Genomic DNA, 24,829 nt, shown 5'->3' with positions numbered 1-24,829 from the left:
CATGCTGTCCGACGAACTGACCCGGCACACCGGCAACTACTACGGCAAGTACCGCGGGATCGTGCGCGACAACACCGACGACGGCCGGCGCGGCAGGATCCGGGTGATCGTGCCGGACATCTTCGGACCGGAGGCGCTCGTCACCGCCGAGCCGTGCTTCCCGCACGGGCACTTCTTCGTGCCGCCCAAGGACGCCAACGTATGGGTGGAGTTCGCGGCCGGCGACACCCGGGCCCCGATCTGGGTGGGGGTCTGGTACCCGGCGGACGCCGTCCCGCCCGAGGCCGCGGTGACGCCGCCCGACCACCAGGTCATCCGTACCACCGCCGGGCACGTCGTCGACCTCACCGACACCGGCGGCGGGGAACGGATCCTGATCCGGCACAGCGGCGGCGCCTCCGTCTCGATCGAGTCCGACGGCAGCGTGCGCGTGAGCGCCGACCACATCGTGCTGGACGGGTCGAAGGTCGAGGTGGGCAGCGGCGCGAGCGAGCCGACGCTCCTCGGCAACGGCTTCGGCCAGTTGTGGAGCCAGCTGCTCACGCACGTCCACGGCCCGCCCGGCTCCCCGTCGCCCCAGCTCGCACCGCTCGTCCTGCAGCCCGGTGTCCACCTGAGCCGGTCCGCCGTCGTGAAGTGAACGAAATGAAGGAGACCCCATGGCCGACGCCCGCGGAGCGGCGTTCCCGTTCCGGATCGACCCGCACACCGGTGGCATCGCCTGGACCGAGGGCACCGAGAAGATCCGCGACGACCTGCGGATCCTGCTCGGCACCCGGCTCGGCGAACGGCCCATGCTGCGCGACTTCGGCACCCGGGTGCACACGCTGGTCCACGAGCCGGACGACGACGTGACCGCCGACCTGCTCCGCAAACAGGCGCACGAGGCGGTCGTACGGTGGGAACGGCGCGTCGTCGTCACCCGGGCCCGGCTGTCCCGTTCGGACGGTGGACTGCGGCTGCTGCTGAGCTATGTGCACAGCGACAAGCCGGTGTCCGCCGAGATGATCGTCCCCCTGGTGTAGGCGATGACGACACCGGCACCCGCGATCGACTACACCGACAAGGACTTCGCGTCCCTGCGTACGGCGATGCTCCGGCTGGCCCAGCAGCGCCTGCCGGAGTGGACCGACCAGAGCCCCGCCGACCTCGGCATGCTGCTCGTCGACCTGTTCGCCTACGTCGGCGACATCACGCTCTACTACCAGGACCGCATCGCCGGCGAACTGTTCCCGGGCACCGCCACCGAGCGGGCCGGCATCGTCGACCTGCTGCGGCTGATCGGCTACGAGCTGACCCCGGCCGCGCCGGCGATGGCCGACCTGATGCTCACCTTCCCCCGGCCGGCCGGCGCGCGCACCGTGACCGTTCCCGGCGGCGCGCGGTTCGCCGCCCGGCCGCCGGGCGGCGCCGCCGTCGAGTTCACCTACCTCGGTCCCGACCTGGACCTGGTTCTCCTCTCCGACCAACTGCGCCCGGGTGTCGGCACGGACGGCACACCGGTGGTGCGCTACGACGGACTTCCGGTCGAACAGAGCCGCACGGCCGGGCCGGTGCTCATCGGCTCGTCCACCGGCGAGGCCGGCCAGTCCTTCGCGCTGCCCGACGCGTCCGTGGTCGTCGAGTCCGTGGTCGTCGAGGTGAACGAGGGCGCCGGCTGGGTGACCTGGGACCGCCGGGACAGCCTGCTCTTCGACATCGCCCCGGACGGGCGGGCCGTGTTCTCCCACCCGGAGGCGCGCTACTACCAGCTCCTCTTCGACGCCGACGGGATCGGACACGCCGTCTTCGGCGCGGGCCGGGTGCCGCCCGCCGGGCCGAACAACGTCCGCGCCTCCTACCGGGTCTGCCAGGGCACCGCCGGAAACCTCGCGGCCGGCACGGTCACCACCGCGCTCACCACCATCGACACGCTGCAGGCCGTGGTGAACGAGGCCGCCGCGGCGGGCGGCAGCGACGCCGAACGCTCCGACCACGCAGCCCGGTACGCGCCGTTCGCGTTCCGGTCCACCAACCGGGCGGTGACCGCGAGCGACTACGAGGCGCTGGCGCACAGCACGGGCACGGTGGCCAAGGTCCGCGCCCGCAGCGTCTCCTCGAACCGGATCGACCTGTTCGTCGCGCCCGCCGGGGACACCCTGGTCCCGGTACCGGAAGCGCTGCGCAACCGGCTCGTCGGCTACTTCGAGGACAAGCGCATGGCCGGCTGTCTGGTCCGGGTGCTCGACGCCCAGCCGGTCGCCGTGGACATCGGTGTCGAACTGCTGGTCGACGAGCGGTTCGTCACGGACGCGGTGGCCGGGCAGGTCGAGGCCGCGATCACCGCGCTCCTGTCGTTCTCCCGGGTCGACTTCGGCCGGCCGCTGTTCCAGAGCGAGGTGTTCGCGGCCGCCGAGTCCGTCCCCGGGGTCCTCGCGGCGACCGTGACCGGCCTTCGCCGGCAGGACCGGCCCGCGCCGGACGTCGACGCCGAGCTGGCGCGGCACAACCTGCCCCCGCTCGCCGAACTGCCCGCCTTCCTGCGCGACGCCGTCTCGCTCGACGTGGCCACGGACGGGCGGATCGACATCGGCGAGTTCGAGATCGCCGTCCCCGGCACCCTCGACGTGACCGTACGGACGACACTGCCATGAGGATCGACACGTTCACCGCGAGCGCCGACCTGATCGGCCGACGGATCTGGGTGCGCTGGGCCTTCACACCGGACACCGGCGAGACCGTGCTCGACGCGCCACCGGTCACCGTGCGGCGCAAGACGCGCGACTTCGCGTTCCCGGACAGCGGCGCGCACTGGGTGCTCCACGACAGCGCCGCGTTCCCGCCCGCACCGGTGCCCGGCGCGCTCACCGTGACCGATCTGCCGGACAGTGACAGGGCGGCCGGCGCGCTGCGGGTCCGGGAGCGGACCGTCACCGTCACCGAGACGGCCGCCGCGGTGTCCCGTGAGGTGCTCCGGCTCGTCACCCGCACCGTCTTCGGCGCCGATCGCGCCGTGCTGCGCCTGGAACTCGACCTGCTCGACGTCGGCGGCGTCGGCCGCGGCGAACTGGACGCCGGTACGCCGTACTACTACGAGCTGGACAGCCCGGCCCTGGACCGGCCGATGCGGGCCGTCGCCACCCCCGGCGACGTGCACGGCGCGCACCGCACGCTCTACGAACTGATCCCCGAGGTGTACCGGCGTCACGACACCGTCACCCGGGTGCCCGACGCCGCCACCGGCCTGCTTCCCGAGGCCGGCACCAACGGCGGGCAGTTACGCCGCTTCGTGGACGTGTACGGCGCCGCCGTCGACGCGATCCGCAGCTCCGCCGACAACCTGCGCGGACTGCGCGCCGTATCGGACGTGGACAGCCGGTTCCTGCCCCTGCTGTCCCAGTGGGTCGGCTGGGACCTGACCGCCGACACGGACCTGGCACGGCAGCGCAACGAGATCCGCACCGCGCCGAGACTCTACGACTCCGTCGGCACCGTCCCCGGACTGCGCAGCCTCGTCGACTTCTACACCGGCTGGTCCACCCGGATCGCCGAGTTCTCCCAGCACGTCGCGCGAGCCGGGACGCCCCCGCAGCGCAATCTCTTCGCCGCCGTGCGACGCGACGGGGCGTGGTGGGGTGCCGAGGAGGCGTCCGCCGTGCTCGGTCTCACCGCCCCGCACGACGTCGCGACCGGTACCGCCACCACCAACGCGGTGCTGACCGGCGCGGCCACCGAGCCGTTCGCCCTGCGCACCGGGATGACCGTCACCATCGCGCCGGACGGCGGTCTGCCCGTCACCCTCACGTTCGGCCCGGCCGACTTCGCCGACCTCGGCGCCGCGACCGCCGCCGAGGTCGCGGCGGTCGTGAACCGGGACATCGGCGAGTTGCGCGCGGACGGGACCGGCGGCGCGGTGCGGCTCGTGTCGCGCCTCACCGGCGAGGCGTCCCGTATCGAGGTGCGTACCGCGGCCGCGAGCCTGGTCTCGCTGGACGGCGCGGCCCGCGGCCGGCTCGGCACCGCCACCGACACGGCCGGCCGGCTGTGGACGGCGCACGCCTCCACCGTCGGCGCCGGCGGCGTGGTCCCCCGGCTGCACCTCAAGGCGTACTTCCGGGGAGCCTGGGCGGACACCCGGGTGGTCGAACCCCAGCCGGTCGCGCCGCAGGCCGAACCCGCGCCGGTCGCGCTGCCGGACGGCCGGCTCGGCCTGGCCTGGGTCGAGCACCCGGACACCGGTGCGGCACGGCTGCGCTGGCGGCTGGGGACACCGTCCGCGCCGACGCCGGCCCGGCTGCGCGGCGACGCGTCGGCCCCGTACGCGCTGACCGCCGGCACAGTGCTGACCCTCACCGGCTACGGCGCCACCGAGCGGTTCACCGTGCGCGCGGCCGACTACGCCGATCCGTCCGCGGCCCGCGCGGACGAGGTCACCGCCGCGTTCAACGCACAGCTCACCGGCGTCACCGCGGCTGTCGCCGGGGACGGTTCGCTGGCCCTGGCCACGACCTCGACCGGACCGGGGGTCTCGCTGCGCGCCGATCTGGCCGCCTCGACCGCGGCCCGGGCACTGGGGTTCGGCGACCGCGCGCTGACCGGGCGGGGCGGCTGGCAGCCAGACATCGACTGGGCCGCCGCCACGGACATCCCGGCGGTACCGGCGGGCCGGCACGCCGACTGCACCGCGGTACTCGACCCGGAGGGGGCCGTACGGCTGTGCTGGGCGGGCCGGCTCGACGGGTGGCGGCTGTACCGGCTGCGGTGGGACGGCCGGGTACGGATCGCCACCGCGAGCGGGGTGCGGGTACTGGCCGGGGACGGCGCGCTCACCTCGCTCACCGGGCTGCCGTCGGCGGACGTGCGGGGCGTCGCGGTCGACGCCGACGGGTCGAGCTGGTTCGCGACCGGCGCCGGGGGCGCCGTCCGTCGGCCGGACGGGACGACGACCCTGTTCACGCCGGGCAGCACCGGCGGAAGCCTCTCCACCACCGATGTGCGGACCGTGGCAGTGGACCCGTCCGGCACGGTGTGGTTCGGCCACGGGGCGGGCGCCGCCGCGCTCTCGCCGGGCGGCTCGTGGCAGGTGATCACCGCGACGACGGGCGGACTCGCGAGCGACGACGTGCGGCACATCGCCGCCGACATCACCGGCGCGGTGTGGTTCGCCACGGGCGGGGGCCTGTCCCGGCTCGACCCGGCGGGCACCTGGACGACGTTCCTGGCCGGAACGGAGACGCGGCACGCGGCACCGGCCCAGGACGGTTCGCTGTGGACGGCGCTGGCGCACGGCGTCGCCCGCGTCGGCGCCGACGCCTCGGTGCGCACCGTGGACCTCGGTGCCACGGCCGACGTCCGGCAGGTGGCGCCGGCGCCCCCGGCGGCGAACCCGCTGCCGCGGGCGGACGACGCGGGACCGGTGTGGGCCGCGACCGCCGCCGGGCTCATCGAGATCCGGTCGGCGCGCGACATCCGCGTGCACACGCCCGCCGAAGGTCTGCCCAGCGGTGACTGCCGGGCCGTCCTCGTCGACCAGGGCACCGTCTGGGCGGGCACCGCCGCCGGTCTGTCCTTCCTGGACGGTGCCGGTTCGTGGCGGACCGTGCCCGGACTCGCCACCCCGGTCCGGGCGTTGAGCGGTTCCTGGTCCGCTCCCGGCTGGTTCGCCCCCGACGGCCCCGGCGAGCGCGACCCGCACCTGACCGGCGACGGGAACCGGCTCTGGCTGGCGTCGGCCGTCCGGCACGCCCACGCGGACCCGGACGACCGCTGGCGGATCGTCGTACGGCACCTCGACTTCCCTTCCGTCGCCTGGTCGGCGCCGACCGCCGTCACCGGCGTCACCGGCACCGACCGGGAACCGGCGCTCGCCCCGCTGCCGGGCGGCGCCGCCCGTGTCCACTTCCGCTCCGACCGGGGCGGCGGCCCGCGCCTGTGGTCCGCCGATCTGGACGCCGCCGGAAGCCCGTCGGCGCCCACCGTGGTCACCGGCGGGCCGTCCTCGGACGCGAACCCGGCACCGGTCACGCTCGCGGACGGCACGGCGTGGCTGTTGTTCCGCAGCGACCGCAACGTCGGTCTCGGCCGGCTCGGCGGCGGTGTGCCCGGCCCCGGCCCCGGCCAGGCCGGCCGGCGCGCGCCGGAGGAGGCGTCCGTCCGCCGGTTCGCCGGCACCGTCACCGCGACCCTCGCCGACCTCGACCGCAACCGCGGCACCCGGCAGTTCGGCGACCTGCTCGACTACACGCCGCAGCGGCCGGACGGCGCCGCCCTGGCCGCCGACGAGGTCTACACGACGTCCACGATCGGGCTCTACGTCGAGCGCGGGCCCACCGGCCGACCGCTCGCGCAGCGCGACGCCGACCGCCTGCGACAGCTTCTCGAACGGTTCCTGCCGGTCAACCTGAGGGCCGTCGTCGTGCTCGGCTCGGGCCCGCTGGAGGAGCTGGTCTTCCCGGCGGGGCACGAGCTCGCCGACGCGTTCAGCGACGACTACCCCATCGCCGAGGTCTTCCGGATCGCCGAGGAGACCGCGGTGGCCCTGCCCGGCTGGCAGGTGTTCCTGTCCACCGACGGTACGAGCGTCACCGTCGACCCCACCAAGCCCACCACCCTGCGCCGACGCGTCTGGTGGCCACCGTTCCGGTAGGAGGAGCGCACATGTCCGCAAGCGAGTACCCGGCCGGTCAGCTGAACGGTCAGTACCGCGACGTCCTGTACGACGCCGCGGGCCGGGTGGTGTGGGACCACGGCTGGCGGTCCAACACGATCGTCGGGGACTGCCGCCGGCTGCTGGCCACCATGCTGCGCGGCACCCCCGGGTCGAGCGGGCTGCTCGGCCTGCGGGTCGGCGCCGGGCTGAGCCAGTGGGACGGCGCCGGTCCGCCACCGGCCGGCGTCGCGCAGACCGCGCTGGTCGACCCGCACCCGCACACCGTGGCCGCGGCGGACCTGCGGATGGACTTCCTCGACTCCGCGGCCGTGTCCGCCGCGCCCACCAACCGGCTGCAGATCCAGGCGACCCTCGGGCCCAGCGTGCCGAACTGGCCGGACGCGAACCATGTCAGCGGCAATCTGCGTGAGTTCGGCCTGATCGCGAGCCTGGACGGGACCACCGTGCTCGTCAACTACGTCACCCACCCCGTCATCGCCAAGGATCCCGCGAGCACGTTGCAGCGGACCGTCTGGCTGACGTTCTGAAGCGGAGAACCCATGGCCTCGATGACCTCCAGCACGTTCCACCCGCTGCTGCGGTACGTGAACGTGCGGCTGCAGCAGGGCGTTCCGATCGTCGACTCGGACCTCAACGAGCTGGACGACGTCCGCAAGTTCGAGCTCAGGGCGTTCCTCAAGTGGTACGTCGGCGACGGCGTGCCCGAGGGCACCAACGGGTTCCAGATCACCGGCGGCCTGAACAACGACTTCACCATCGGCGCCGGTGCCCCGGCCGGGGGCAGCGGCGGCGAGCTGGACACCGCGCTCGCCCACACCGGCCGGATCATCGTCGACGGCCTGGACGTCATGATCACGACCGATCTGGCGTTCTCGGCCCAGCCGCTGCACGCGTCGCGGTCAGGCGCCGCGGCCCTCGCGGCGAAGCTCGGCGTACCCGTCGTGCCGGCCCTCACCACCCCGGGCGCGGCCACGACCCTGGTCGCCTACCTGGACGTATGGGAGCACCTGGTCACCCCCGACGACGACCCGAACCTGATCCTGCCCGCGCTCGGTGTCGAGTCGTGCGCCCGGATCAAGCGCGAGTGGGTCGTGCGCGTGGGGGCCGCCGTGCCCGCGGCCGGGTCGTCCGACTTCCTGGCCGGGCACTCCTACACCGCGCTCGCCGGGCTCACCCGCCCGGCCGCCACCGCCCTCATCGCGCCGACGAACATCGTGGACAAGCGCCAGCGCCGGCTGCTGCTTCCGCCGGCGCACCTGATCGCCGACACCGTGGGCGTCGACCCGTTCGACTACCGCGGCGGTGTCAACCGTCCGCTGATCAGCCTGCGCGCCGCGATCAACGCCCTGCTGGCCGGCCAGCTGCCCACCACGGGGGAGGTGGCCGTCGCCAACGGTCCAGGCACCGACCTGCTCGGCAAGTCGGTGTTCCTGGACAACGCGAACGGTCTGGTGATCGTGTGGCAGTCCGGCCAGTCGGGCACCAGCCAGGTGGCCCTGGCCCGGATCGACCTGACCAACCCGAGCCTCACGAGCGTCCCGGCGACGCCGTTGACCACCGGCGGAGTGCACGCGGCACCGTCTGCGCTGATGCTGCCCAACGGGGACTTCCTGGTCGCCTACCAGACCGCGGCGACCGAGGACCCGAACGCCGACCTGAAGCTGAAGCGGGGGCCGCTGGCCTCCCTCGCGGGCGCGGGCGAGGTGACGATCGCCGCCACCGCCAACGTCGCCGACCAGCGGATACAGGCGGTCCTGGCGGGCGACTTCGTGGTCTTCGTCTTCGACCAGTCGGGCAGCAGCACCGACAAATGGTCCTACCTCCGCTACAAGCACACCGACAACTCCTTCCCGGACACCGCGCCGGTGCAGCTGGCGACGAACTCCGGCGGCCGGGCCGTGCACACGGCGTCGGCCGGGAACGTGGTGTTCATCGCCTTCCACGACGGCACCAAGCTCACCGCGCTGCTCCTCAACCCGGTCACCAACACCGTCAGCAGCACTACGCAGCAGACCGGGCAGGCGACCGACATCCACGTCCTGGCGCTCAGCGCCACGTCGGCGCTGGTGTTCTACAACAGCGGCAGCGGGCTGTCCGTGCTCACGTTCGGCGGGACCACCTGGAGCGGTCCGGCCGCCATCTCGGGCACCGACGCCAACGACAGCCAACCGGCCGCGGTCCAGGACACCGACGGCACCGTCTGGCTGCTGTCCACCCGGAAGTTCTCCGACAACACCAACCACGTCGTCGTACGCCGTCGCAACGCGGCCAGCGGCGACTGGACCGCGCCGCAGCGGCTGGCCCCGAGCACGGGCAACGACGGGTTCCCGGCCGCGGTCCCCGTCCCGGGCCAGGGCATCTGGGCCGTCTGGGCGAACGACCGCAACGGCTCCACCAACACCGACCTGTTCGCACGACGGGTCATCACCGCCATCTGAGAAGGGCGTTCCATGCCACAGCCACACATCACCAGGTCCACCGTCCCGGCCACCAACTCCTACACGGTCGGCGCCGCGAAGGCCTTCGTGCTGCACTTCCACCAGGACATCGGCGCCGGGGTCACCAAGGCCGTCAACATCACCTACGGCGTGGCCGCCGCCGACCCGATCCTCGAACTCACCCTCACCGGCAACGCTCCGGTCAACCTGCTGACCGTCCCGCCGGGCCAGGAGGTGACGGTCGGCGACTTCGCCCTGGGGGTCACGGTCAGTCCGCCGGACACCGATACCGACACCGTCCTGGTCAACTGCCGGATCACCAACCAGACCCTCGGCTCCCTGGGCTCCCCGTGGACCCTGCGCGGCAGCCGGACCGCGCCGAACCAGTGGGACATCCGGTTCTCCGACACCAGTGCCCTGGTCGACTACGTGATCTGCGACCCGCGCGCGGTCGTCCAGGACCCGGGGACGGCGCTGGAACAGGATCACATCACGCTGATGGCCGACGACGCCACCGGCGTGGCCGGCGAGCCGACCGTGCTCGGGGCCGACAACCTGCCGCCGGGCGCGTTCACGCCGAGCTACTTCTGGCACCACGACGCCGAGTTCGCGATCCTTCCGATGGACGAGACCACCCCGACCCCGACGCTCGACGTGACGCTTCCCGGCGTGTACAGGACCATCGCGGCCCCGCTGACCCTCACCACCTCGTACGGCACCGACGGGTTCCTCACCAACGTGAGCGAGCCCAGGCAACTGACGATCAGCCACCGTCCGCAGGACATCGTGCTGGTGCTGGACCGCTCGGGCAGCATGGGCAACGAGGAGAAGTGGACCAACGCGGTCATCGCCACCCGGGCCCTCGTCCACCTCATCGCCGACGCCCGCGCGGGGGTCAACGACCAGGACCGGATCGGCATCGTCACGTTCACCGACCCCGGAGGCTGGCACGGTCTGCCGGTCTCCGACGAGGTCGGGATCGCGATGCCGCTCACGGCACTGACGGACGCGCGCAAGGACATCAACACCCTCGACCTGGGACAGCCGGCCGACAACACCAACATCGGCGACGGCCTGTTCACCGCCCTGGACCTGCTCGACAGGGCCGGCCCGATCGGCGACCGGCGTTTCACCCTGGTCTGTATGACCGACGGGCTCCAGAACGCGGGCCACTACTACATCGGCGACAAGGTCCCGGACGACGCGCCGCCCGGGACGGTCGAGGCGCTCACCAGCGTCATCGGCGCCAAGAAGACGATCCTGGCCGCCGCCCGCATGTACGTCATCGGCCTGGGCTCGACCATCGACGCCGACCTGCTCAGGAAACTCACCGACACCGGATTCACCAACGTCCTCGACCCGGCCGGCCTGCCGGGGGTGTTCACCGACATGCTGCACTTCTCCCAGGAGGTCAACCGGCCCGTCCCGAGCGACAAGGCGCCCGACCCCATCCTCAGCGAGACCGGCCGGGTCTACGTCAGGACCACGGACGCCGACCGGGTCGTCCTCTCGGTGATCGTCCCGCCGACGGAAGGCACCATCGCGCTCGACCTGTGGAACGGCTCCGCGTTCGTCCCGCCGCCCGTCACGGTGCCCGAAGCCAACGTGTCGCCGACGGACCAGGCCCTGTCCGTCGGCGCGCCGGACAAGCTGCCCGAGGGGGAGGTCATATGGCGGGTGAGCCTGCTGGACGACACCACCAAGGCGCCGCGGGCACTGACGCCGGACCAGGTGCTGCTCTATGAGGACCTGCACCTCAAGGCCGAGCTGACCCTGGACCAGCAGGCGTACCTGACCGGCGACGACATGGTCCTGACGGTCCGTATCCGCCGTGACGCGGCACCCGTCCTCGGCGCCGTGGTCCGCGCCGAACTCGACGCCCCCGCCGTGGGCATGGGCGAGGCGCTCTCGGCGGCCGCGCTGTCGGCGACCCCGCCGCCGGCGGCCACGGCACCGGCGAACCCGGGCGGCAGGGACGTCCCGCCGCCGGCCGAGCAGCGCCTCATCGACCTGATGCGCCACAACGGCTGGTCCCGGTGGCCGCGCCACCAGGCCCCCGGTCTGTTCGCGGACGGCACCGACCTCCTGCACGACAAGGACGGCACCGGCGACTACACCAACACGTTCAGCCGGGTGTTCAAGGCCGGCACGTACGGCTGGAAGGTCTTCGCCGACGGCCAGGACCCGGAGGGCAACGGGTTCGACCGCCAGCTCACCGTCTCGACGGTGGCCGGGGTGAAGGTCGACGCCCGCACGACGAGGGTGAGGACCGAACGCGTCCTCCACCACCCCAGCGGGCTGCGGGCGACGAGGATCACCATCACACCGCAGGACGTGCGGCACGAGCGGCTGGGCCCCGGTCACGACGACGAGGTCGTCTTCGCCCTGAAGGACGGCATGTTCGAGCAGATCCTCAACCACCAGCCCGCGCCGGTGTTCACCGACGGGACCTATCAGCGGGTCATCCTGTTCAAGGCCAACCAGCATCCGGTCGTCTCGGTCCGCGCCGCGGGCACGCTGCTCAAGCCGATCGACGCCACGGACTGACACAGCCGCGGCCACGCGGCCCGGATCCCCGCTCCGGCCGCGTGGCCGAAGGCCACCGCGTGATCAGGCCCGCGTGATGAGGCCTGTGTGATCAGGCCCGCGTGATCAGGCTCGTGCGATCACGCCCGAGCCATTCCCGTCTTCAGCCCGGCCCCGCACAACGGCACCACGGCCTCCCGCCCGCCAAGCGCGCCCTCCCGGACCGCCGCCCAGCAGGCCACCCCCGTGGACTCCACGTACAGCCCGCGCCCCGCGAGATCCGTCTGCGCGTGGCGGATCTGGTCCTCCGTCACGGTCAGGAAGGCGCCCCCGGAGGCGCGGACCGCGCGCAGGATCTGGCGGGCCCGGAGCGGACGCGGGATCGCGATGCCCTCGGCGAACGTGGGTGCCATGGGGGTGACACCGACGAGGTCGTCGGCGCCCTCGGACCAGGCACGGGCCAGCGGGGCGACCGCGGCGGACTGGACGGCGTACAGGGCGGGCCTGCGGTCGATCAGTCCCGCCGCGTGCAGTTCGGCCACGGCGAGGGCGGCGCCGAGGAGCAGCGTGCCGTTGCCGACCGGCACCACGACGACGTCGGGCAGGCGTCCGCCGAGGTCCTCCCAGAGCTCGTGGACGTACGTCTTCGTGCCGTGCAGGAAGTACGGGTTGAAGACGTGCGAGGCGTAGAACACGCCGTCCTCCCCGGCGGCCTCGCGCGCCGCGCGTGCCGTCGCCTCACGGTCGCCCTCGACCACGCGCAGCCGCGCCCCGTGCGCCTCGATCTGCTCCAGCTTCTTCGCGGAGGTGCCCTCGGGGACGTACACGGTGCAGGGCAGCCCGGCCCGCGCGCAGTACGCCGCGACTGCCGTGCCCGCGTTGCCGCTGCTGTCCGCGAGCACCTGCCGGGGGCCCAGCCGCAGCGCCAGCTCGGCCAGCAGCACGGCCCCGCGGTCCTTGAACGACAGGGTCGGCATCAGGAAGTCGAGCTTGGCCGAGACGCCCTCGCCGAGGGTGACCAGCGGAGTGCGGCCCTCGCCGAGGCTGACCGTGGGCGCGGCCAGCGGCAGGCATTCCGCGTACCGCCACAGCGAGTTCACCCTTCCCGCGAGGGACGTGAGGGGAGCCGGCGTCGGCGCGAAGTCCAGATCGAGCGGACCATGGCAGACCGGGCAGCACCAGGTGAGCGAGCCGGCGGGGACACGGGTGCCGTCCGTCGGGCAGAAGCAGTCCGGCAGTGGAGTCATAGGCGCAGGCTAGACGCGCCGGGGCGTGACGGAGCGTCACGAGCGGACGCCCGCTGTCATGGCCGTGCCGTGTCGCGCTTACGATGCGCGCAGCCATTCGACAGTCGTTCGTACGTTCCACCGTAGGTGGATGAGGAGCAAGGGAACTCGTGGCCATACCCCCGCAGCCCGGCCCGCAGCAGCCCGAGGGGCAGTACCCGCCGGGGACGCCGCCGGGGACCCCGGGAGCGCCCGGCGCCCACCCGCCTCCGTATCCGCACGCTCCGTACCCCCAGGGCCCCTACCAGCAGGGCCCCGTCCAGCAAGGGCCGTACCAGCAGGGGCCGTACCAGCAGTCCCCGTACGCGGGCCCCTATCAGCCCTGGGGCCAGGGCTACTCCCCGTACAACAGGCCCGCGCCCATCAACGGGTTCGCGATCGCGGCGCTGGTTCTCGGCATCCTCTGCTTCGTGCCCGCCGTCGGACTGGTGCTCGGGATCGTGGCGCTCGTCCAGATCAGGAGACGTGGCGAGCGCGGCAAGGGGATGGCGGTGGGCGGCATGGTGATGTCGTCGATCGGTGTCGCCCTGCTCGCGCTCATGGTCGCCACCGGGGGAGCGGGCGACTTCTGGGGCGGCGTCAAGGAGGGGGCGGGCGGCAGCGGCAGCACGTTCTCCCTGCACAAGGGCGAGTGCTTCGACGCGCCCGGCGACACCCTGCGGGGCCTCGCCTACGACGTCGACACGGTGCCCTGTACCGGGAAGCACGACGCCGAGGTGTTCGCCGAGACGACCGCGCACGGCGACTCCTACCCCGGCGACTCCGCGGTCTCCGCCGAAGCCGGCGACACGTGCTACGCGCTCGTGGACACGTACGCGATGGACGCCTGGGCCGTCCCGGACGACGTCGACGTCTACTACTTCACGCCGACCCGGCAGAGCTGGCGCCTCGGCGACCGCGAGATCACCTGCATGTTCGGGAACGCGGACGAGCGGACCGCTCTGACCGGCTCGCTGCGCAAGGACGCCACCACGCTCGACGCGGACCAGCTCGCCTATCTGAAGGCCGCGCGGATCCTCAACAGGGCGATGGACTCGGCGCCCGAGAAGGCGTACGTCGAGGACGATCTGGCGGGCCACAAGAAGTGGGCGACCAGGGTCTCGGGGGCGCTCACCGCGCAGGCGGGCCTGCTTCGCGGTCACACCTTCGCCCCGGCCGCGGGCGAGCGTGTCGCGGCCCTGGTCAAGGACCTCGACCGGTCCCGGACGGAGTGGGTGAAGGCCGCGGAGGCGCGGGACGCGGACACCTTCTACGCGCACTACGAGAAGGCCGTGAAACTCATCGACGCGGACAAGACGGTCACCACCCGCAAGGCCCTGGGGCTCGCCACGACCCCGCCGAAGTACGACGAGGGCGGTGGCGGCGGTAGCGGTGGCGAAGGCGGCGGCGGAATGGAGGTGTGACGGCGGCCACAGTGGGGAGAAAGTGCCTGCGTAATGCCCTCAAGAGGCTTGCGTCATCACATCGAGTGATTCTCTGGCCTTTGCTTGCATGGCACAACCCACGGTTGCCACGCTGTTGCTGTCTGTACAACCTGATGGGAGCGGCCAAGTGACTTTCGGTGAGCAGCCGGCGTACTTGCGTGTCGCGGGTGATCTCCGCAAGAAGATCGTCGACGGCTCGCTGCCACCGCACACCCGGCTCCCTTCGCAGGCCAGAATCCGCGAGGAGTACGGCGTCTCGGACACGGTCGCCCTGGAGGCGCGCAAGGTGCTCATGGCCGAGGGGCTGGTCGAGGGCCGCTCCGGTTCGGGCACCTACGTACGGGAGCGGCCGGTGCCCCGCCGCGTGGCCCGCTCCGGATACCGGCCGGACAACGGCGCCACCCCCTTCCGCCAGGAGCAGGCCGACCTCGGCGTGCGCGGCACCTGGGAGTCCCACAGCCGGCAGGTCGAGGCGAGCGGCGCGATCGCCGAGCGGCTGGCCATCCAGCCGGGCGACCGCGTGATGTGCACGAGCTACGTCTACCGGGACGGCGGCGAGGCGGTGATGCTCTCCACCTCGTGGGAGCCGCTCGCCGTCACCGGGCGTACGCCCGTCATGCTCCCCGAGGAGGGCCCGCTCGCGGGCATGGGCGTCGTCGAACGCATGGCGGCCATCGACGTGATCGTGGACAACGTCACCGAGGAGGTGGGCGCGCGCCCCGGCCTGGCCGAGGAGCTCATCGCGCTGGGTGGCGTACCCGGGCATGTGGTCGTCGTCATCCAGCGCACCTTCTACGCCTCGGGCCGCCCGGTGGAGACGGCGGACGTGGTGGTCCCGGCGGACCGGTACCGCATCGCCTACCACCTGCCGGTGAAGTGACCACGCGTCACCTTCGTACGGCACCTCCCGCGCCGTTCGCCGGGGCAGGGCGTCCGGCCTTCGGGTGCGCGCCCTGACCGGCGGTCCCCGTGTGGACCGCCGGTGCCTCGACGAGGCTGTCCGTTCCTCGACGGAACCACCGGTGGCCCCGGTTGGAATCTGGCCTTTCTCAAGTGGCGGGCCGTGCGGGCTCTTCGCCCAGTTCGAGGGCGCGCGGGGAGTCGTGGGCGGCGTGTTGGACAGCGTGCGCCCCCCGGGTCGCCGTTCCTTACTGGCCGGTTGCGTACCTCTTTGTGTAAAGCCGTGTTCGCTGCGTGAAGGTTAGGCGTAGGCTCGGGCATATGCGGATTGCGGTTTCCTTGGAATGCGGGGTTCGACGGGGGCCTGGGGCGGGAAGCGGAGGGGCTTGATGAACGACAGCACGATCACTCTTCCCTGGCTCGTCATACGGCAGGACGACAACGGCAACCGCTATCGCGTGGGCAGGTACGCGACCCGCGCCGAGGCCGAGAAGATCGCGGACAGCCTCGACGACCGAGGGCACAGGCAGCTCTACTGGGTCGAGCGGATCGGGCAGAACGGAACCCGGTGATCCATCCCGTCCGGGATCCCGCCCCGCTCCCGTAGGCTCCGGCGCATGACGGAACGGATCGTGGTGGTCGGAGGCGCCCTGGTGCGCGACGGGCGCCTGCTCGCCGCCCGCCGCAGCGCACCCCCCGAACTCGCCGGGCGCTGGGAACTGCCGGGCGGCAAGGTCGAGCCAGGCGAGACCCCCGAGCGCGCCCTCGTGCGCGAGCTGCGCGAAGAGCTCGGCGTCGACACGGAAGCGCTGGATCGCGTCCCCGGCGAGTGGCCCCTGAAGCCGGGATACGTCCTCGTGGTGTGGGCCGCCCGGCTGCTGCCCGGCTCGGCCGAACCCGGAGCTCTCCAGGATCACGACGAGCTGCGCTGGCTCACTCCCGAAGAGGTCTGGGACGTGGACTGGCTGGACCAGGACGTACCGGCGGTCAAGGGCGCACTGCGGTGGCTCGACCCGGGCGCGCGATGAGCCGGGTGCGGAATTCGTACGCCGTTCGCGCCATAGTGTGCCCCCGGGTGCGGTAAAGCTTCCCTGATACCGGGTATGTGCCCATTAATCCCACGAAACCGGACATTGGTGGGTTCCTGGTCTGGGAAGTGATCGGCTTGATCGACACGGAAGGCGACTGCGCAGAGTGGACCTTTCCCGCGGAGCCCGGTGCCGTTCGCACCGCCCGTGCCGTCGTCCGGGGACAGCTGCGCGAGTGGGGGCTCGACTCGCTCGGAGACATCGCCGCGCTGCTGGTCAGTGAACTGGTGACGAACTCGCTCCGGCACGCGACCGGCCCGATCGGCGTCCGCCTCGTACGTCCCGAGGACGTGCCGGGCGCCCTCCGTGTCGAGGTCTCCGACCCGCTGCCGGACCCTCCCCGCGAACGGGCCGCCGACACCTCCGACGAGAGCGGCCGCGGACTCCAGCTCGTTGCCGGCTCGTGCAGACGCTGGGGCACCTGGCCCGCGGACACCGGCAAGACCGTCTGGTTCGAGCTGGCCGTGCCGGGCTGAGACGCGGACGGTTCCGACGACCGCGCGGCGACCGGCCGGATCATGACCCCGACGGGTGTCGCCTTGTTTGATTCGACCGGGCGTCACCTGGTTAGAAGACTGGGAGTATGTCGCGGCCGGTCCAAAAACCATCGGGACCGTGCTGTGATCGTGAACACCGTGTCGTGCGGCGCCGTAGTGCTGGATACTGCGGGCAGCCGCCCCCGGTGACCGGTGCCGGACGCGGTGAGCTGGAGGGGACGGTTCGCGTGAGCGAGATACCAGCGAAGGCCACGGAGTCCGAGGACCCGTCGGGCGGCGCGAGGGCTGATGCGGCGGTCGATTTCCCGCGCGCGGTTCCCGGCGAGGCCGCGAGCGGGACCATGGGCGAAGAGGCCGACGGCGCGGTGGCCGACCTGGCCGATGACGCCGTCGGCGATATGCCGGGTGACGCGATGTGGCAGAGCAGCCCACCCGGTTCGATCTACGACTACATCAAGGCCGCCTCGTTCTCCATCGGCGCCGACGGGCTGGTCGACCAGTGGAGTCTGCGGGCCGAGCAGATCTTCGGCATCTCCGCGGAGCAGGCCGTCGGCATGGATCCCGTCGAGGCGTTCGTACCCGCCGACCGGCGTGAGTCGGGTCAGCGGAAGATGGCGGAGATCCTGGACGGCCGCGAGTGGACCGGTCTGGTGCCCTTCCGGATGCCCGCCTCCGACGACGCCGGGGAGGGGGCTGAGAACCGCGGGGGCGCGGAGGGCCTCGCCGAGATCTATGTGATGCCGACCACGACCGAGCACGGTGAGCGGGCCGCCGTATGCATCGTCGTGGATGTCCGCACGCTGCGCACCATCGAGACGGACCTCGCCGCCTCGCAGGCGATTTTCGGTCAATCTCCGTTCGGATTCCTGCTGATCGACACGGACCTGCGGGTCCGGCGCGCCAACCAGCGCTTCGCCTCGATCTTCGGCGGCGGCGTCGACGACCACCGCGGCAAGGGCGTCCACGACTATCTTCCGCGCGCCGAGGCCGAGCGGGTGACGGCGATCCTGCGCCGGGTCCTGGAGACCGGCGACTCGATAACGGACATGCACGTCACCGGGCAGGTGCCCGGCTCCGACGAGCGCCGCCACTGGTCCATCAACCTCTACCGGGTGCACAGCGGCAGCGGGCGCCCCATCGGTATCGCCTGGCTCGGAACCGACATCACCTCCCGGCGGGCCGCAGCCCGCGAAGCGGCCGCCGCACGGCGCAATCTCGCCCTTCTGAACGAGGCGGGCGCCCGCATAGGCAACTCCCTCGACCTGGAGACCACCGCACGCGAACTCCTCGACGTCGTGGTGCCCGGCTTCTGCGACCTCGCGACGGTCGACCTGTACCAGGGTCTGGTGGCCGGCGACGAGGCCCCGCCGGGCCTCGCGGACGGCAGTGCCGAACTCCGCAGGGTCGCCTTCGCCAGCGCCGTCTCCGACACCCCCTTCGTCGGCGGTCCGGCGCCCGTCGCTGTCGGCGCCGTCCACCACTTCCCGTTCAACTCGCCCTGCGCGGACGCCCTGCGCACCGCACGGCCGCAGCACATCCCCGCCGATGAGGGCGGCCTCATCCAGTCCACGCTCGCGGTCCCGATGGTCGCCCACGACACGGTCGTGGGACTCGCCCAGTTCTCCCGCACGAAGGGCAGCGAGCCGTTCGGCGAACGCGACCGCGCCCTCGCCGTGGAGCTGGCCGCCCGTGCGGCCGTCTGCATCGACAACGCGCGCCTGTACCGCCGCGAGCACGAACGCGCCCTGATACTGCAACGGTCCCTGCTGCCCCCGGGCGACCCCGAGGCCTCCGGCCTCGACATCGCGTGCCGCTATCTGCCGGGCAACGCGGCGACGGAGGTCGGCGGCGACTGGTTCGACGTCATCGAACTCCCCGGTCACCGCACGGCCCTCGTGGTGGGCGACGTGATGGGCCGCGGGCTGCGCGCCGCGGTCGCGATGGGTGAACTGCGCACCGCGGTACGCACCTTGGCCCTGCTCGACCTCGAACCCGCCGAGGTCCTCTCGGCGCTGGACGAGATCGCCCGCGGCCTCGGCACCCCCGGAGGTGTCCAGCAGGCCACCCGTACGGCCCGTCAGCCCCGCGACGCCGACCTCTCCGAGGTGTACCTCGCGACCTGCGTGTACGCCGTCTACGACTCCGTGACCCGCCGGTGCACCTTCGCCAACGCGGGCCATCTGCCGCCCGTGCTGGTAGAGCCCGGCGAGACCGCGCTGATGCTCGACGTGCCGCCCGGGATGCCGCTCGGGGTGGGCGGCGAGCCCTTCGAGGAGGTGGAGGTCGAACTGCCCGAAGGCGCGCTGCTGGCGCTCTACACGGATGGACTGGTCGAATCGCGCGACCACCCCCTCGACGAGGGCCTCCAGGCGTTCGTCGGCGCCCTCACCGATCCCTCCAGGCCGCTGGAGGACGTCTGCGACCACGTCCTCAACACGCTCGACACCCGCCACGGCGAGGACGACATCGCCCTGCTCATGGCACGCGTCCAGGGGCTGCCCGCCGACTCCGTCGGCGACTGGACCCTGCCGCGCGAGCCGCGCAGCGTGGGACGGGCCCGTGAGTACGCGCGCACGCAGCTCGTCGCCTGGGGCCTGGAGCCGCTCGTCGACACGACGGAACTGCTGGTCAGCGAACTGGTGACGAACGCCCTGCGCTACGGCGAGGGTGAGATCAGGCTGCGGCTGCTGCTCGACCGCACCCTCGTCTGCGAGGTCTGGGACGCCGGGCTCGTCCAGCCGCGCCGTCGCCGCGCCCGTGACACCGACGAGGGCGGGCGGGGCCTGCAACTCGTCGGCCTGCTCTCAGCCGGCTGGGGCTCCCGCCGGACCCCGCGCGGGAAGACCGTGTGGTTCGAACTCCCGCTGCCGGACGGGGAGACGGGGCTCACCGACCCGGCGGAGGCGTTGCTCAGCCTGTTCTGAGGGCGGAGGGCGGAGGGCGGAGGGCGGAGGGCGGAGGGCTGAGGGCGGAGGGCCACCGGGGTCTTCCCGGCTCGCGCCCGCTCACGTGAAGAAGGCCGCCCGGCGGCCCCGGGTGCGCGGGCCGCCGTAGCTCATCGGGCCGCCCTCGCCGTCGCTCAGAAGGATCCCGCCGAGCACCGCGCCGCCCGCTCCCGCGCCCCCGCGCCCACCCGCGGGATTGCCGTACGCCCGTACGTCCCGCTCGGCGAGGCGTCGAGCCTCCCGGGCGAGGTCATCGGCCCGCCGCACCTCCGACAGGGTGGCGGACCCCTGCCCGAGCAGCCGTTCCGCCTCGGCCAGCCGGGTCCGGGCCGTGCTGCCGACCGCCCCGCGGTGCGTGCCGATGAAGCACGACGCCCCGGCGAGGGCGCTGCGGGCCGTGAGAAGGGTGTGGGCGCGCCCGTCGGGCACGACGCCGCCCCCCGCCCCGGCGAGGCCCGCGGCCGCCTCCATCACCCGGCGCAGCGCGTCCAGCGGGTCGTACGGCCCGGCCGCCGTCTCATGACGTACCCCGGCGAGAAGCGCCTCGGCGTGCCCCAACCGGGCTACGAGTCCGGTGGAACCGTCCGGCGCGTGTCCGCGGGCCGCATCCCGGACGGTCTCCACCGCGGCGAGCGCCACGGGCAACTCCGCTGCCGCCGAGGCAAGTTCGCCCGCCAGTCGATGCACGCCGCTCACCAGGTCGGCGGCCTGCCCCAACGCCCCCTCGGCCGCCCGTAGATGGGCGGCCGCCTTCGCGCCGTCGCCCCGGTCCGCGTACTGCCGCGCCTGGTCGAGATGGAACGTGGTGAACACGAGCCGGTCCTTGGCCTGTTCGGCGTCGCCCGCGACCGGGAGCGAGGTGACGGGGGCGTACCGCTTGTGGAGGTCGGCGATCGTGGCCCCGGCGGCCGGGGTCCGCGCGGAGACGTCCCGGAAGCGGGTCTCGGCGGACTCCAGGGCAGCCGCCGCGTTCCGCTCCAGCGCCCGGATCTGGTCGAACCCCGGAGCCGCCGCGTCCAGCCGCCGCCCGGCGTCCTGGCACCGGGCGATGATCTCCTCCAGAACCTCCCTGGTGTCGTCCTCGGCCGGGATCGCGCCGCCCGCCTCCGCCTCGTCGAGGCGCTGCCGCAGCCGGAAGGCCACGGCGAGTTCGGCCTCCGCGTGCCGCAGGTCGTAGGCGAACGGTTCGATCGCGTCGCCCGCCGACCGGTCCGCGGCGAGGCCGAGTTCCTCGCCGGCGACGCGTACGCAGTCGTCGATCTCCACGAGCAACTGCCCGGCCTGTCGGCCTAGTTCGTGGAGGGGCACGATCTCGGGGTCGCCGCCGGGTGTCGTCCGGGTCGTCGCCCGCCGTCTGCGGCGCGCGTACGCGTACGCCGCCAGCGCCCCCGCGGCGCCGACCGCGACCAGGGGAGGCACGAGATCGCCGGTCGCCGTCCCCTCCCGCGGGGCCGCGACGGGCGGAGCGGTGACCCCCGCGCTCCGCGCCACGGTCGCCGGATCGTCGGCCCCCGCCCGTGCCAGCGGCAGCACCAGCCATCCCACCGCGACCAGCCCCCCGAGCGCGGCGTGCGCCACCCGCACGGCCATGGGCGACGGGGCCCGGCGCGAGCGGCTTCGACTCGGGGACGACGTCACATTTGGGAGCGTATGGCCGTTCGAGCACCTCCGCGACCGGTATACGGGGAGTTGGCGGCACCCGGGGTACGGGAGATACGGGGGCGTACGGACGGGGTGCGAGAGCCCTGAATCCGGGCGCCCTCGAAGACCGGAGACCGGGGCGGCGCACCGCGGAAAGGGGGGATGCCCGTCGTGGCCGCGCATGCCATGATCGGGCCGCGTACCAAACGGGGGACGCGGGGGAACAGGGGAACAGGGGACCGATGCACTGGCACTGGTATCTGGTGGGCTTTGCCGCGCTGGCCGTCGCCGCGCAGGCCGGATTCGGGATCGCGGCCATCACGATGTACTGGCTTCCGCCGTGGTTCCGCGGCCGGGTGGTGCGCCCGAAGCTGTGGGGATGGGGCGCGGTCGCCGGAGCCGGGGGCATGGCCCTGTTCATGTTCCTCGGACCGTTCCACGGACCCGACGCCGACCTTACGTCCTACGCCCTGGGAGGGATGGCCCTGTTCGTCATGGGCCAGGCGGCCCAGATCATGGGGCAGCGCCCGAGCGGCCGCGAGGTGGTCCTGCCGGACACCGAGGAGTGATGACCGGCAGGAGGCGCGTGGACGGGGGACGCCGTCGCCCCCGCCCCGCCCCTGTCTGGAGCCCCTCCTAGGTCCGCCGCCTGCCGATCTTCGAGCCCAGCCACACCAGCGGGTCGTACTTGCGGTCGACGGCCCGCTCCTTCAAGGGGATCAACGCGTTGTCCGTGATCTTGATGCCCTCGGGGCAGACCTCCGTGCAGCACTTGGTGATGTTGCAGTAGCCGAGGCCGTGCTCCTCCTGGGCCGTGCGCTTGCGGTCCAGGCCGGAGTCCGCCGCCGCGTCCAGCGGGTGCATGTCCAGCTCCGCCACCCGCATCAGGAAGCGCGGTCCGGCGAACGCCGGCTTGTTCTCCTCGTGGTCACGGACGACATGGCAGGTGTCCTGGCACAGGAAGCACTCGATGCACTTGCGGAACTCCTGCGAACGGTCGACGTCCTCCTGCATCATCCGGTACTCACCTGGCCCGACCCCGGCGGGCGGCACGAAGGCGGGCACCTCCCGCGCCTTGTCGTAGTTGAAGCCGACATCGGTCACCAGATCCCGTACGACCGGGAACGCGCGCAGCGGCGTGACGGTGATCGTCTCCTCCCGGGTGAACACCGACATCCGCGTCATGCACATCAGCCGCGGCCGCCCGTTGATCTCCGCCGAGCACGAACCGCACTTGCCCGCCTTGCAGTTCCAGCGCACGGCGAGGTCGGGGGCCTGGGTGGCCTGGAGCCGGTGGATGATGTCCAGCACCACCTCGCCGTCGTTGACCTCGACCTCGAAGTCCTTCAGGCCGCCGCCCTTCACATCTCCGCGCCACACCTTGAAGCGGGCCTCGTAGCTGCTCACGCGTACCGCGCCTCCTCGTACCGCTGCTGCTCCCTGCTCACTCGTAAAGCTCCTCTTCGGCGAGGTACTTGACCAGCTCCTCCTTCTCGAAGAGGGCGAGCAGGTCGGGGCGGATGGGCCGGCTGGTCTCGTTCACCAGGTCGATCTGTCCGGCCACCGGGTCGGTGGCGGCCAGTCCGCCCGTGGGGTCGGTGAGCCGGCACAGGAGATTGATCCGGCGCCAGGAGCGCTCCATCGCCGGGTGGTCCTCGCGGGTGTGCCCGCCGCGCGACTCGGTTCGCTCCAGCGCCGCCCGTGCCACGCACTCGCTGACCAGGAGCATGTTGCGCAGGTCCAGGGAGAGGTGCCAGCCCGGGTTGAACTGCCGGTGGCCCTCCACCCCGGCCCGGCGCGCCCGGACCCGCAGCTCGGCGAGTTTCTCCAGGGCCCGTTCCATCTCGGCCTCACGGCGGATGATGCCGACCAGGTCGTTCATCGTCTGCTGGAGTTCCTGGTGCAGGGTGTACGGGTTCTCGGGCGGGCGCGCACCGGAGACCGGGGCCCCGTCGGCTGTCGCGCCGGGGACGGATTCGGGTCCCTCGGCGGAGAAGGGCCGCAGCGCCTCCGCGGCGGCCGCGTCGATCTGGGTGTCGTCCAGGGGCGGGCGGGTGCCGCCGTCCCCGGTGAGACCGGCCGCGTACTGTGCCGCGTGCCACCCGGCCCGCCGCCCGAACACCAGCAGGTCGGAGAGGGAGTTGCCGCCCAGCCGGTTGGAGCCGTGCATACCGCCCGCGACCTCACCGGCCGCGAACAGCCCGGGTACACCGCGGGCCGCGGCCGTGTCCGAGTCGACGGCGATACCGCCCATGACGTAGTGGCAGGTGGGCCCGACCTCCATGGCCTCCGCCGTGATGTCGACGTCGGCCAGCTCCTTGAACTGGTGGTACATGGACGGGAGCCGGCGCTTGATCACCTCGGCGGGCATCCGGGTCGACACGTCGAGGAAGACGCCGCCGTGCGGTGATCCGCGGCCCGCCTTCACCTCGGAGTTGATCGCCCGCGCCACCTCGTCGCGCGGCAGCAGCTCCGGTGGGCGCCGGTTGTGGTCCGGGTCCTCGTACCAGCGGTCGCCCTCCTCCTCCGACTGCGCGTACTTCTCCTTGAAGACATCGGGGATGTAGTCGAACATGAACCGCTTGCCGTCGGAGTTGCGCAGCACCCCGCCGTCGCCGCGCACCGACTCGGTGACGAGGATGCCCTTGACCGACGGCGGCCAGACCATGCCCGTCGGATGGAACTGGACGAACTCCATGTTCAGCAGCGGTGCTCCGGCGAGCAGCGCCAGCGCGTGCCCGTCACCTGTGTACTCCCACGAGTTGGACGTCACCTTGAAGGACTTGCCGATGCCGCCGGTGGCGATCACGACGGAGGGTGCTTCGAGGACGAAGAACCGGCCCGACTCGCGCTCGTAGCAGAAGGTCCCGGAGACGCGCTCCCCGTCCTTCAGGATCCGTGTGACGGTGCACTCCTGATAGACCTTCAGACGCGACTCGTAGTCACCGGTCTCCTTCATGTCCTCCTGCTGGAGGGACACGATCTTCTGCTGGAGCGTGCGGATCAGTTCGAGTCCGGTGCGGTCGCCGACGTGGGCGAGGCGCGGGTACTCGTGGCCGCCGAAGTTGCGCTGCGAGATCCGCCCGTCCCTCGTTCGGTCGAAGAGCGCCCCCCAGGTCTCCAGCTCCCATACGCGGTCCGGTGCTTCGCGGGCGTGCAGCTCGGCCATCCGCCACTGGTTGAGGAACTTGCCGCCGCGCATGGTGTCGCGGAAGTGGACCTGCCAGTTGTCGCCGGAGTTCACATTGCCCATGGCGGCCGCGATGCCGCCCTCGGCCATCACCGTGTGCGCCTTGCCGAACAGCGACTTGCAGATCACCGCCGTACGGGCGCCGCGCTCGCGTGCCTCGATCGCGGCACGCAGTCCGGCGCCGCCGGCACCGACCACGACGACGTCCCACTCCTGTCGGTCGACCACGGACATCAGGGGGCTCC

At 72.6% G+C, this 24,829-nt stretch carries 18 protein-coding genes; 14 read left to right on the top strand and 4 right to left on the bottom strand.

The features are described from left to right. Position 1: 1 nt before the first annotated feature. From ACFYW8_RS14980 to ACFYW8_RS14950, 7 genes are read left to right on the top strand one after another with little or no spacing between them, the layout of a single operon-like run. Entirely contained in the window at positions 2–640 is a 639-nt protein-coding gene (locus ACFYW8_RS14980; protein ID WP_389073385.1) for a phage baseplate assembly protein V, read from the top strand. Positions 641–659: 19 nt separating this feature from the next. Then, positions 660–1,025 (top strand): GPW/gp25 family protein, encoded by a 366-nt coding sequence (locus ACFYW8_RS14975; RefSeq protein ID WP_261702319.1) that lies wholly within the window; start codon positions 660–662, stop codon positions 1,023–1,025. Positions 1,026–1,028: 3 nt separating this feature from the next. Further along, a complete protein-coding gene (locus ACFYW8_RS14970) occupies positions 1,029–2,633 on the top strand; it encodes a baseplate J/gp47 family protein (RefSeq protein ID WP_365874658.1) in 1,605 nt (534 codons plus the stop codon). Further along, positions 2,630–6,625 (top strand): hypothetical protein, encoded by a 3,996-nt coding sequence (locus ACFYW8_RS14965; RefSeq protein WP_389073377.1) that lies wholly within the window; start codon positions 2,630–2,632, stop codon positions 6,623–6,625. Before ACFYW8_RS14970 ends, ACFYW8_RS14965 begins: the two co-directional genes overlap by 4 nt. Before the next feature lie 11 nt (positions 6,626–6,636). After that, positions 6,637–7,176, top strand: coding sequence for a hypothetical protein (locus ACFYW8_RS14960; protein ID WP_365874654.1), 540 nt, complete (start codon positions 6,637–6,639; stop codon positions 7,174–7,176). A 12-nt stretch (positions 7,177–7,188) separates the two neighbouring features. Continuing rightward, the gene (locus ACFYW8_RS14955) at positions 7,189–9,087 is read left to right on the top strand and encodes a DUF6519 domain-containing protein (RefSeq protein WP_389073370.1); all 1,899 of its coding nucleotides are present in this window, start codon (positions 7,189–7,191) and stop codon (positions 9,085–9,087) included. A gap of 12 nt (positions 9,088–9,099) precedes the next feature. After that, positions 9,100–11,634, top strand: coding sequence for a VWA domain-containing protein (locus tag ACFYW8_RS14950; RefSeq protein WP_389073367.1), 2,535 nt, complete (start codon positions 9,100–9,102; stop codon positions 11,632–11,634). A gap of 119 nt (positions 11,635–11,753) precedes the next feature. On the opposite strand, the gene ACFYW8_RS14945 is transcribed toward ACFYW8_RS14950, so the two are convergent. After that, complete coding sequence (locus ACFYW8_RS14945) at positions 11,754–12,860, bottom strand: threonine synthase (protein WP_365874648.1); 1,107 nt, start codon at positions 12,858–12,860, stop codon at positions 11,754–11,756. Between the two features lie 149 nt (positions 12,861–13,009). Between ACFYW8_RS14945 and ACFYW8_RS14940 the strand changes: the two genes are divergently transcribed. The 6 genes from ACFYW8_RS14940 (at position 13,010) to ACFYW8_RS14915 (ending at position 19,732) form a co-directional block, all read left to right on the top strand. Then, positions 13,010–14,302 (top strand): DUF4190 domain-containing protein, encoded by a 1,293-nt coding sequence (locus ACFYW8_RS14940; RefSeq protein WP_389073360.1) that lies wholly within the window; start codon positions 13,010–13,012, stop codon positions 14,300–14,302. 148 nt (positions 14,303–14,450) lie between these two features. After that, positions 14,451–15,203, top strand: a complete 753-nt coding sequence (locus tag ACFYW8_RS14935) for a GntR family transcriptional regulator (RefSeq protein ID WP_365874644.1) — start codon at positions 14,451–14,453, stop codon at positions 15,201–15,203. Between the two features lie 409 nt (positions 15,204–15,612). Further along, positions 15,613–15,795, top strand: a complete 183-nt coding sequence (locus tag ACFYW8_RS14930; RefSeq protein WP_365874642.1) for an SPOR domain-containing protein — start codon at positions 15,613–15,615, stop codon at positions 15,793–15,795. A gap of 45 nt (positions 15,796–15,840) precedes the next feature. Then, positions 15,841–16,251: a (deoxy)nucleoside triphosphate pyrophosphohydrolase gene (locus ACFYW8_RS14925; RefSeq protein ID WP_389073349.1), complete on the top strand. Its 411-nt coding sequence runs from the start codon at positions 15,841–15,843 to the stop codon at positions 16,249–16,251. A gap of 128 nt (positions 16,252–16,379) precedes the next feature. After that, positions 16,380–16,787 (top strand): ATP-binding protein, encoded by a 408-nt coding sequence (locus ACFYW8_RS14920; RefSeq protein ID WP_389073344.1) that lies wholly within the window; start codon positions 16,380–16,382, stop codon positions 16,785–16,787. Positions 16,788–17,035: 248 nt separating this feature from the next. Then, the gene (locus ACFYW8_RS14915) at positions 17,036–19,732 is read left to right on the top strand and encodes a SpoIIE family protein phosphatase (protein WP_389073340.1); all 2,697 of its coding nucleotides are present in this window, start codon (positions 17,036–17,038) and stop codon (positions 19,730–19,732) included. An 81-nt stretch (positions 19,733–19,813) separates the two neighbouring features. Here ACFYW8_RS14915 and ACFYW8_RS14910 read toward each other — a convergent pair whose 3' ends face one another. Continuing rightward, positions 19,814–21,391 (bottom strand): hypothetical protein, encoded by a 1,578-nt coding sequence (locus ACFYW8_RS14910; protein WP_389073335.1) that lies wholly within the window; start codon positions 21,389–21,391, stop codon positions 19,814–19,816. 245 nt (positions 21,392–21,636) lie between these two features. On the opposite strand from ACFYW8_RS14910, the gene ACFYW8_RS14905 reads away from it, so the two are divergent. Further along, the gene (locus ACFYW8_RS14905; RefSeq protein ID WP_389073331.1) at positions 21,637–21,963 is read left to right on the top strand and encodes a hypothetical protein; all 327 of its coding nucleotides are present in this window, start codon (positions 21,637–21,639) and stop codon (positions 21,961–21,963) included. Between the two features lie 67 nt (positions 21,964–22,030). Here ACFYW8_RS14905 and ACFYW8_RS14900 read toward each other — a convergent pair whose 3' ends face one another. Together ACFYW8_RS14900 and ACFYW8_RS14895 are read right to left on the bottom strand one after the other, a co-directional pair. Further along, positions 22,031–22,801 (bottom strand): succinate dehydrogenase/fumarate reductase iron-sulfur subunit, encoded by a 771-nt coding sequence (locus tag ACFYW8_RS14900; protein ID WP_365874630.1) that lies wholly within the window; start codon positions 22,799–22,801, stop codon positions 22,031–22,033. A 37-nt stretch (positions 22,802–22,838) separates the two neighbouring features. Beyond that, positions 22,839–24,818: a fumarate reductase/succinate dehydrogenase flavoprotein subunit gene (locus ACFYW8_RS14895; RefSeq protein WP_389073327.1), complete on the bottom strand. Its 1,980-nt coding sequence runs from the start codon at positions 24,816–24,818 to the stop codon at positions 22,839–22,841. Positions 24,819–24,829: the final 11 nt, after the last annotated feature.

The organism is Streptomyces sp. NPDC002742 (assembly GCF_042888885.1).
Taxonomy (GTDB): Bacteria; Actinomycetota; Actinomycetes; order Streptomycetales; family Streptomycetaceae; genus Streptomyces.
This window is presented reverse-complemented; position numbering and strand designations above follow the sequence as displayed.

Coding starts and splice junctions, on each gene's coding strand:
- ACFYW8_RS14980 (WP_389073385.1), top strand. CDS start 2: ATGCTGTCCGACGAACTGACCCGGCACACCGGCAACTACTACGGCAAG.
- ACFYW8_RS14975 (WP_261702319.1), top strand. CDS start 660: ATGGCCGACGCCCGCGGAGCGGCGTTCCCGTTCCGGATCGACCCGCAC.
- ACFYW8_RS14970 (WP_365874658.1), top strand. CDS start 1,029: ATGACGACACCGGCACCCGCGATCGACTACACCGACAAGGACTTCGCG.
- ACFYW8_RS14965 (WP_389073377.1), top strand. CDS start 2,630: ATGAGGATCGACACGTTCACCGCGAGCGCCGACCTGATCGGCCGACGG.
- ACFYW8_RS14960 (WP_365874654.1), top strand. CDS start 6,637: ATGTCCGCAAGCGAGTACCCGGCCGGTCAGCTGAACGGTCAGTACCGC.
- ACFYW8_RS14955 (WP_389073370.1), top strand. CDS start 7,189: ATGGCCTCGATGACCTCCAGCACGTTCCACCCGCTGCTGCGGTACGTG.
- ACFYW8_RS14950 (WP_389073367.1), top strand. CDS start 9,100: ATGCCACAGCCACACATCACCAGGTCCACCGTCCCGGCCACCAACTCC.
- ACFYW8_RS14945 (WP_365874648.1), bottom strand. CDS start 12,860: ATGACTCCACTGCCGGACTGCTTCTGCCCGACGGACGGCACCCGTGTC.
- ACFYW8_RS14930 (WP_365874642.1), top strand. CDS start 15,613: ATGAACGACAGCACGATCACTCTTCCCTGGCTCGTCATACGGCAGGAC.
- ACFYW8_RS14925 (WP_389073349.1), top strand. CDS start 15,841: ATGACGGAACGGATCGTGGTGGTCGGAGGCGCCCTGGTGCGCGACGGG.
- ACFYW8_RS14905 (WP_389073331.1), top strand. CDS start 21,637: ATGCACTGGCACTGGTATCTGGTGGGCTTTGCCGCGCTGGCCGTCGCC.
- ACFYW8_RS14895 (WP_389073327.1), bottom strand. CDS start 24,818: ATGTCCGTGGTCGACCGACAGGAGTGGGACGTCGTCGTGGTCGGTGCC.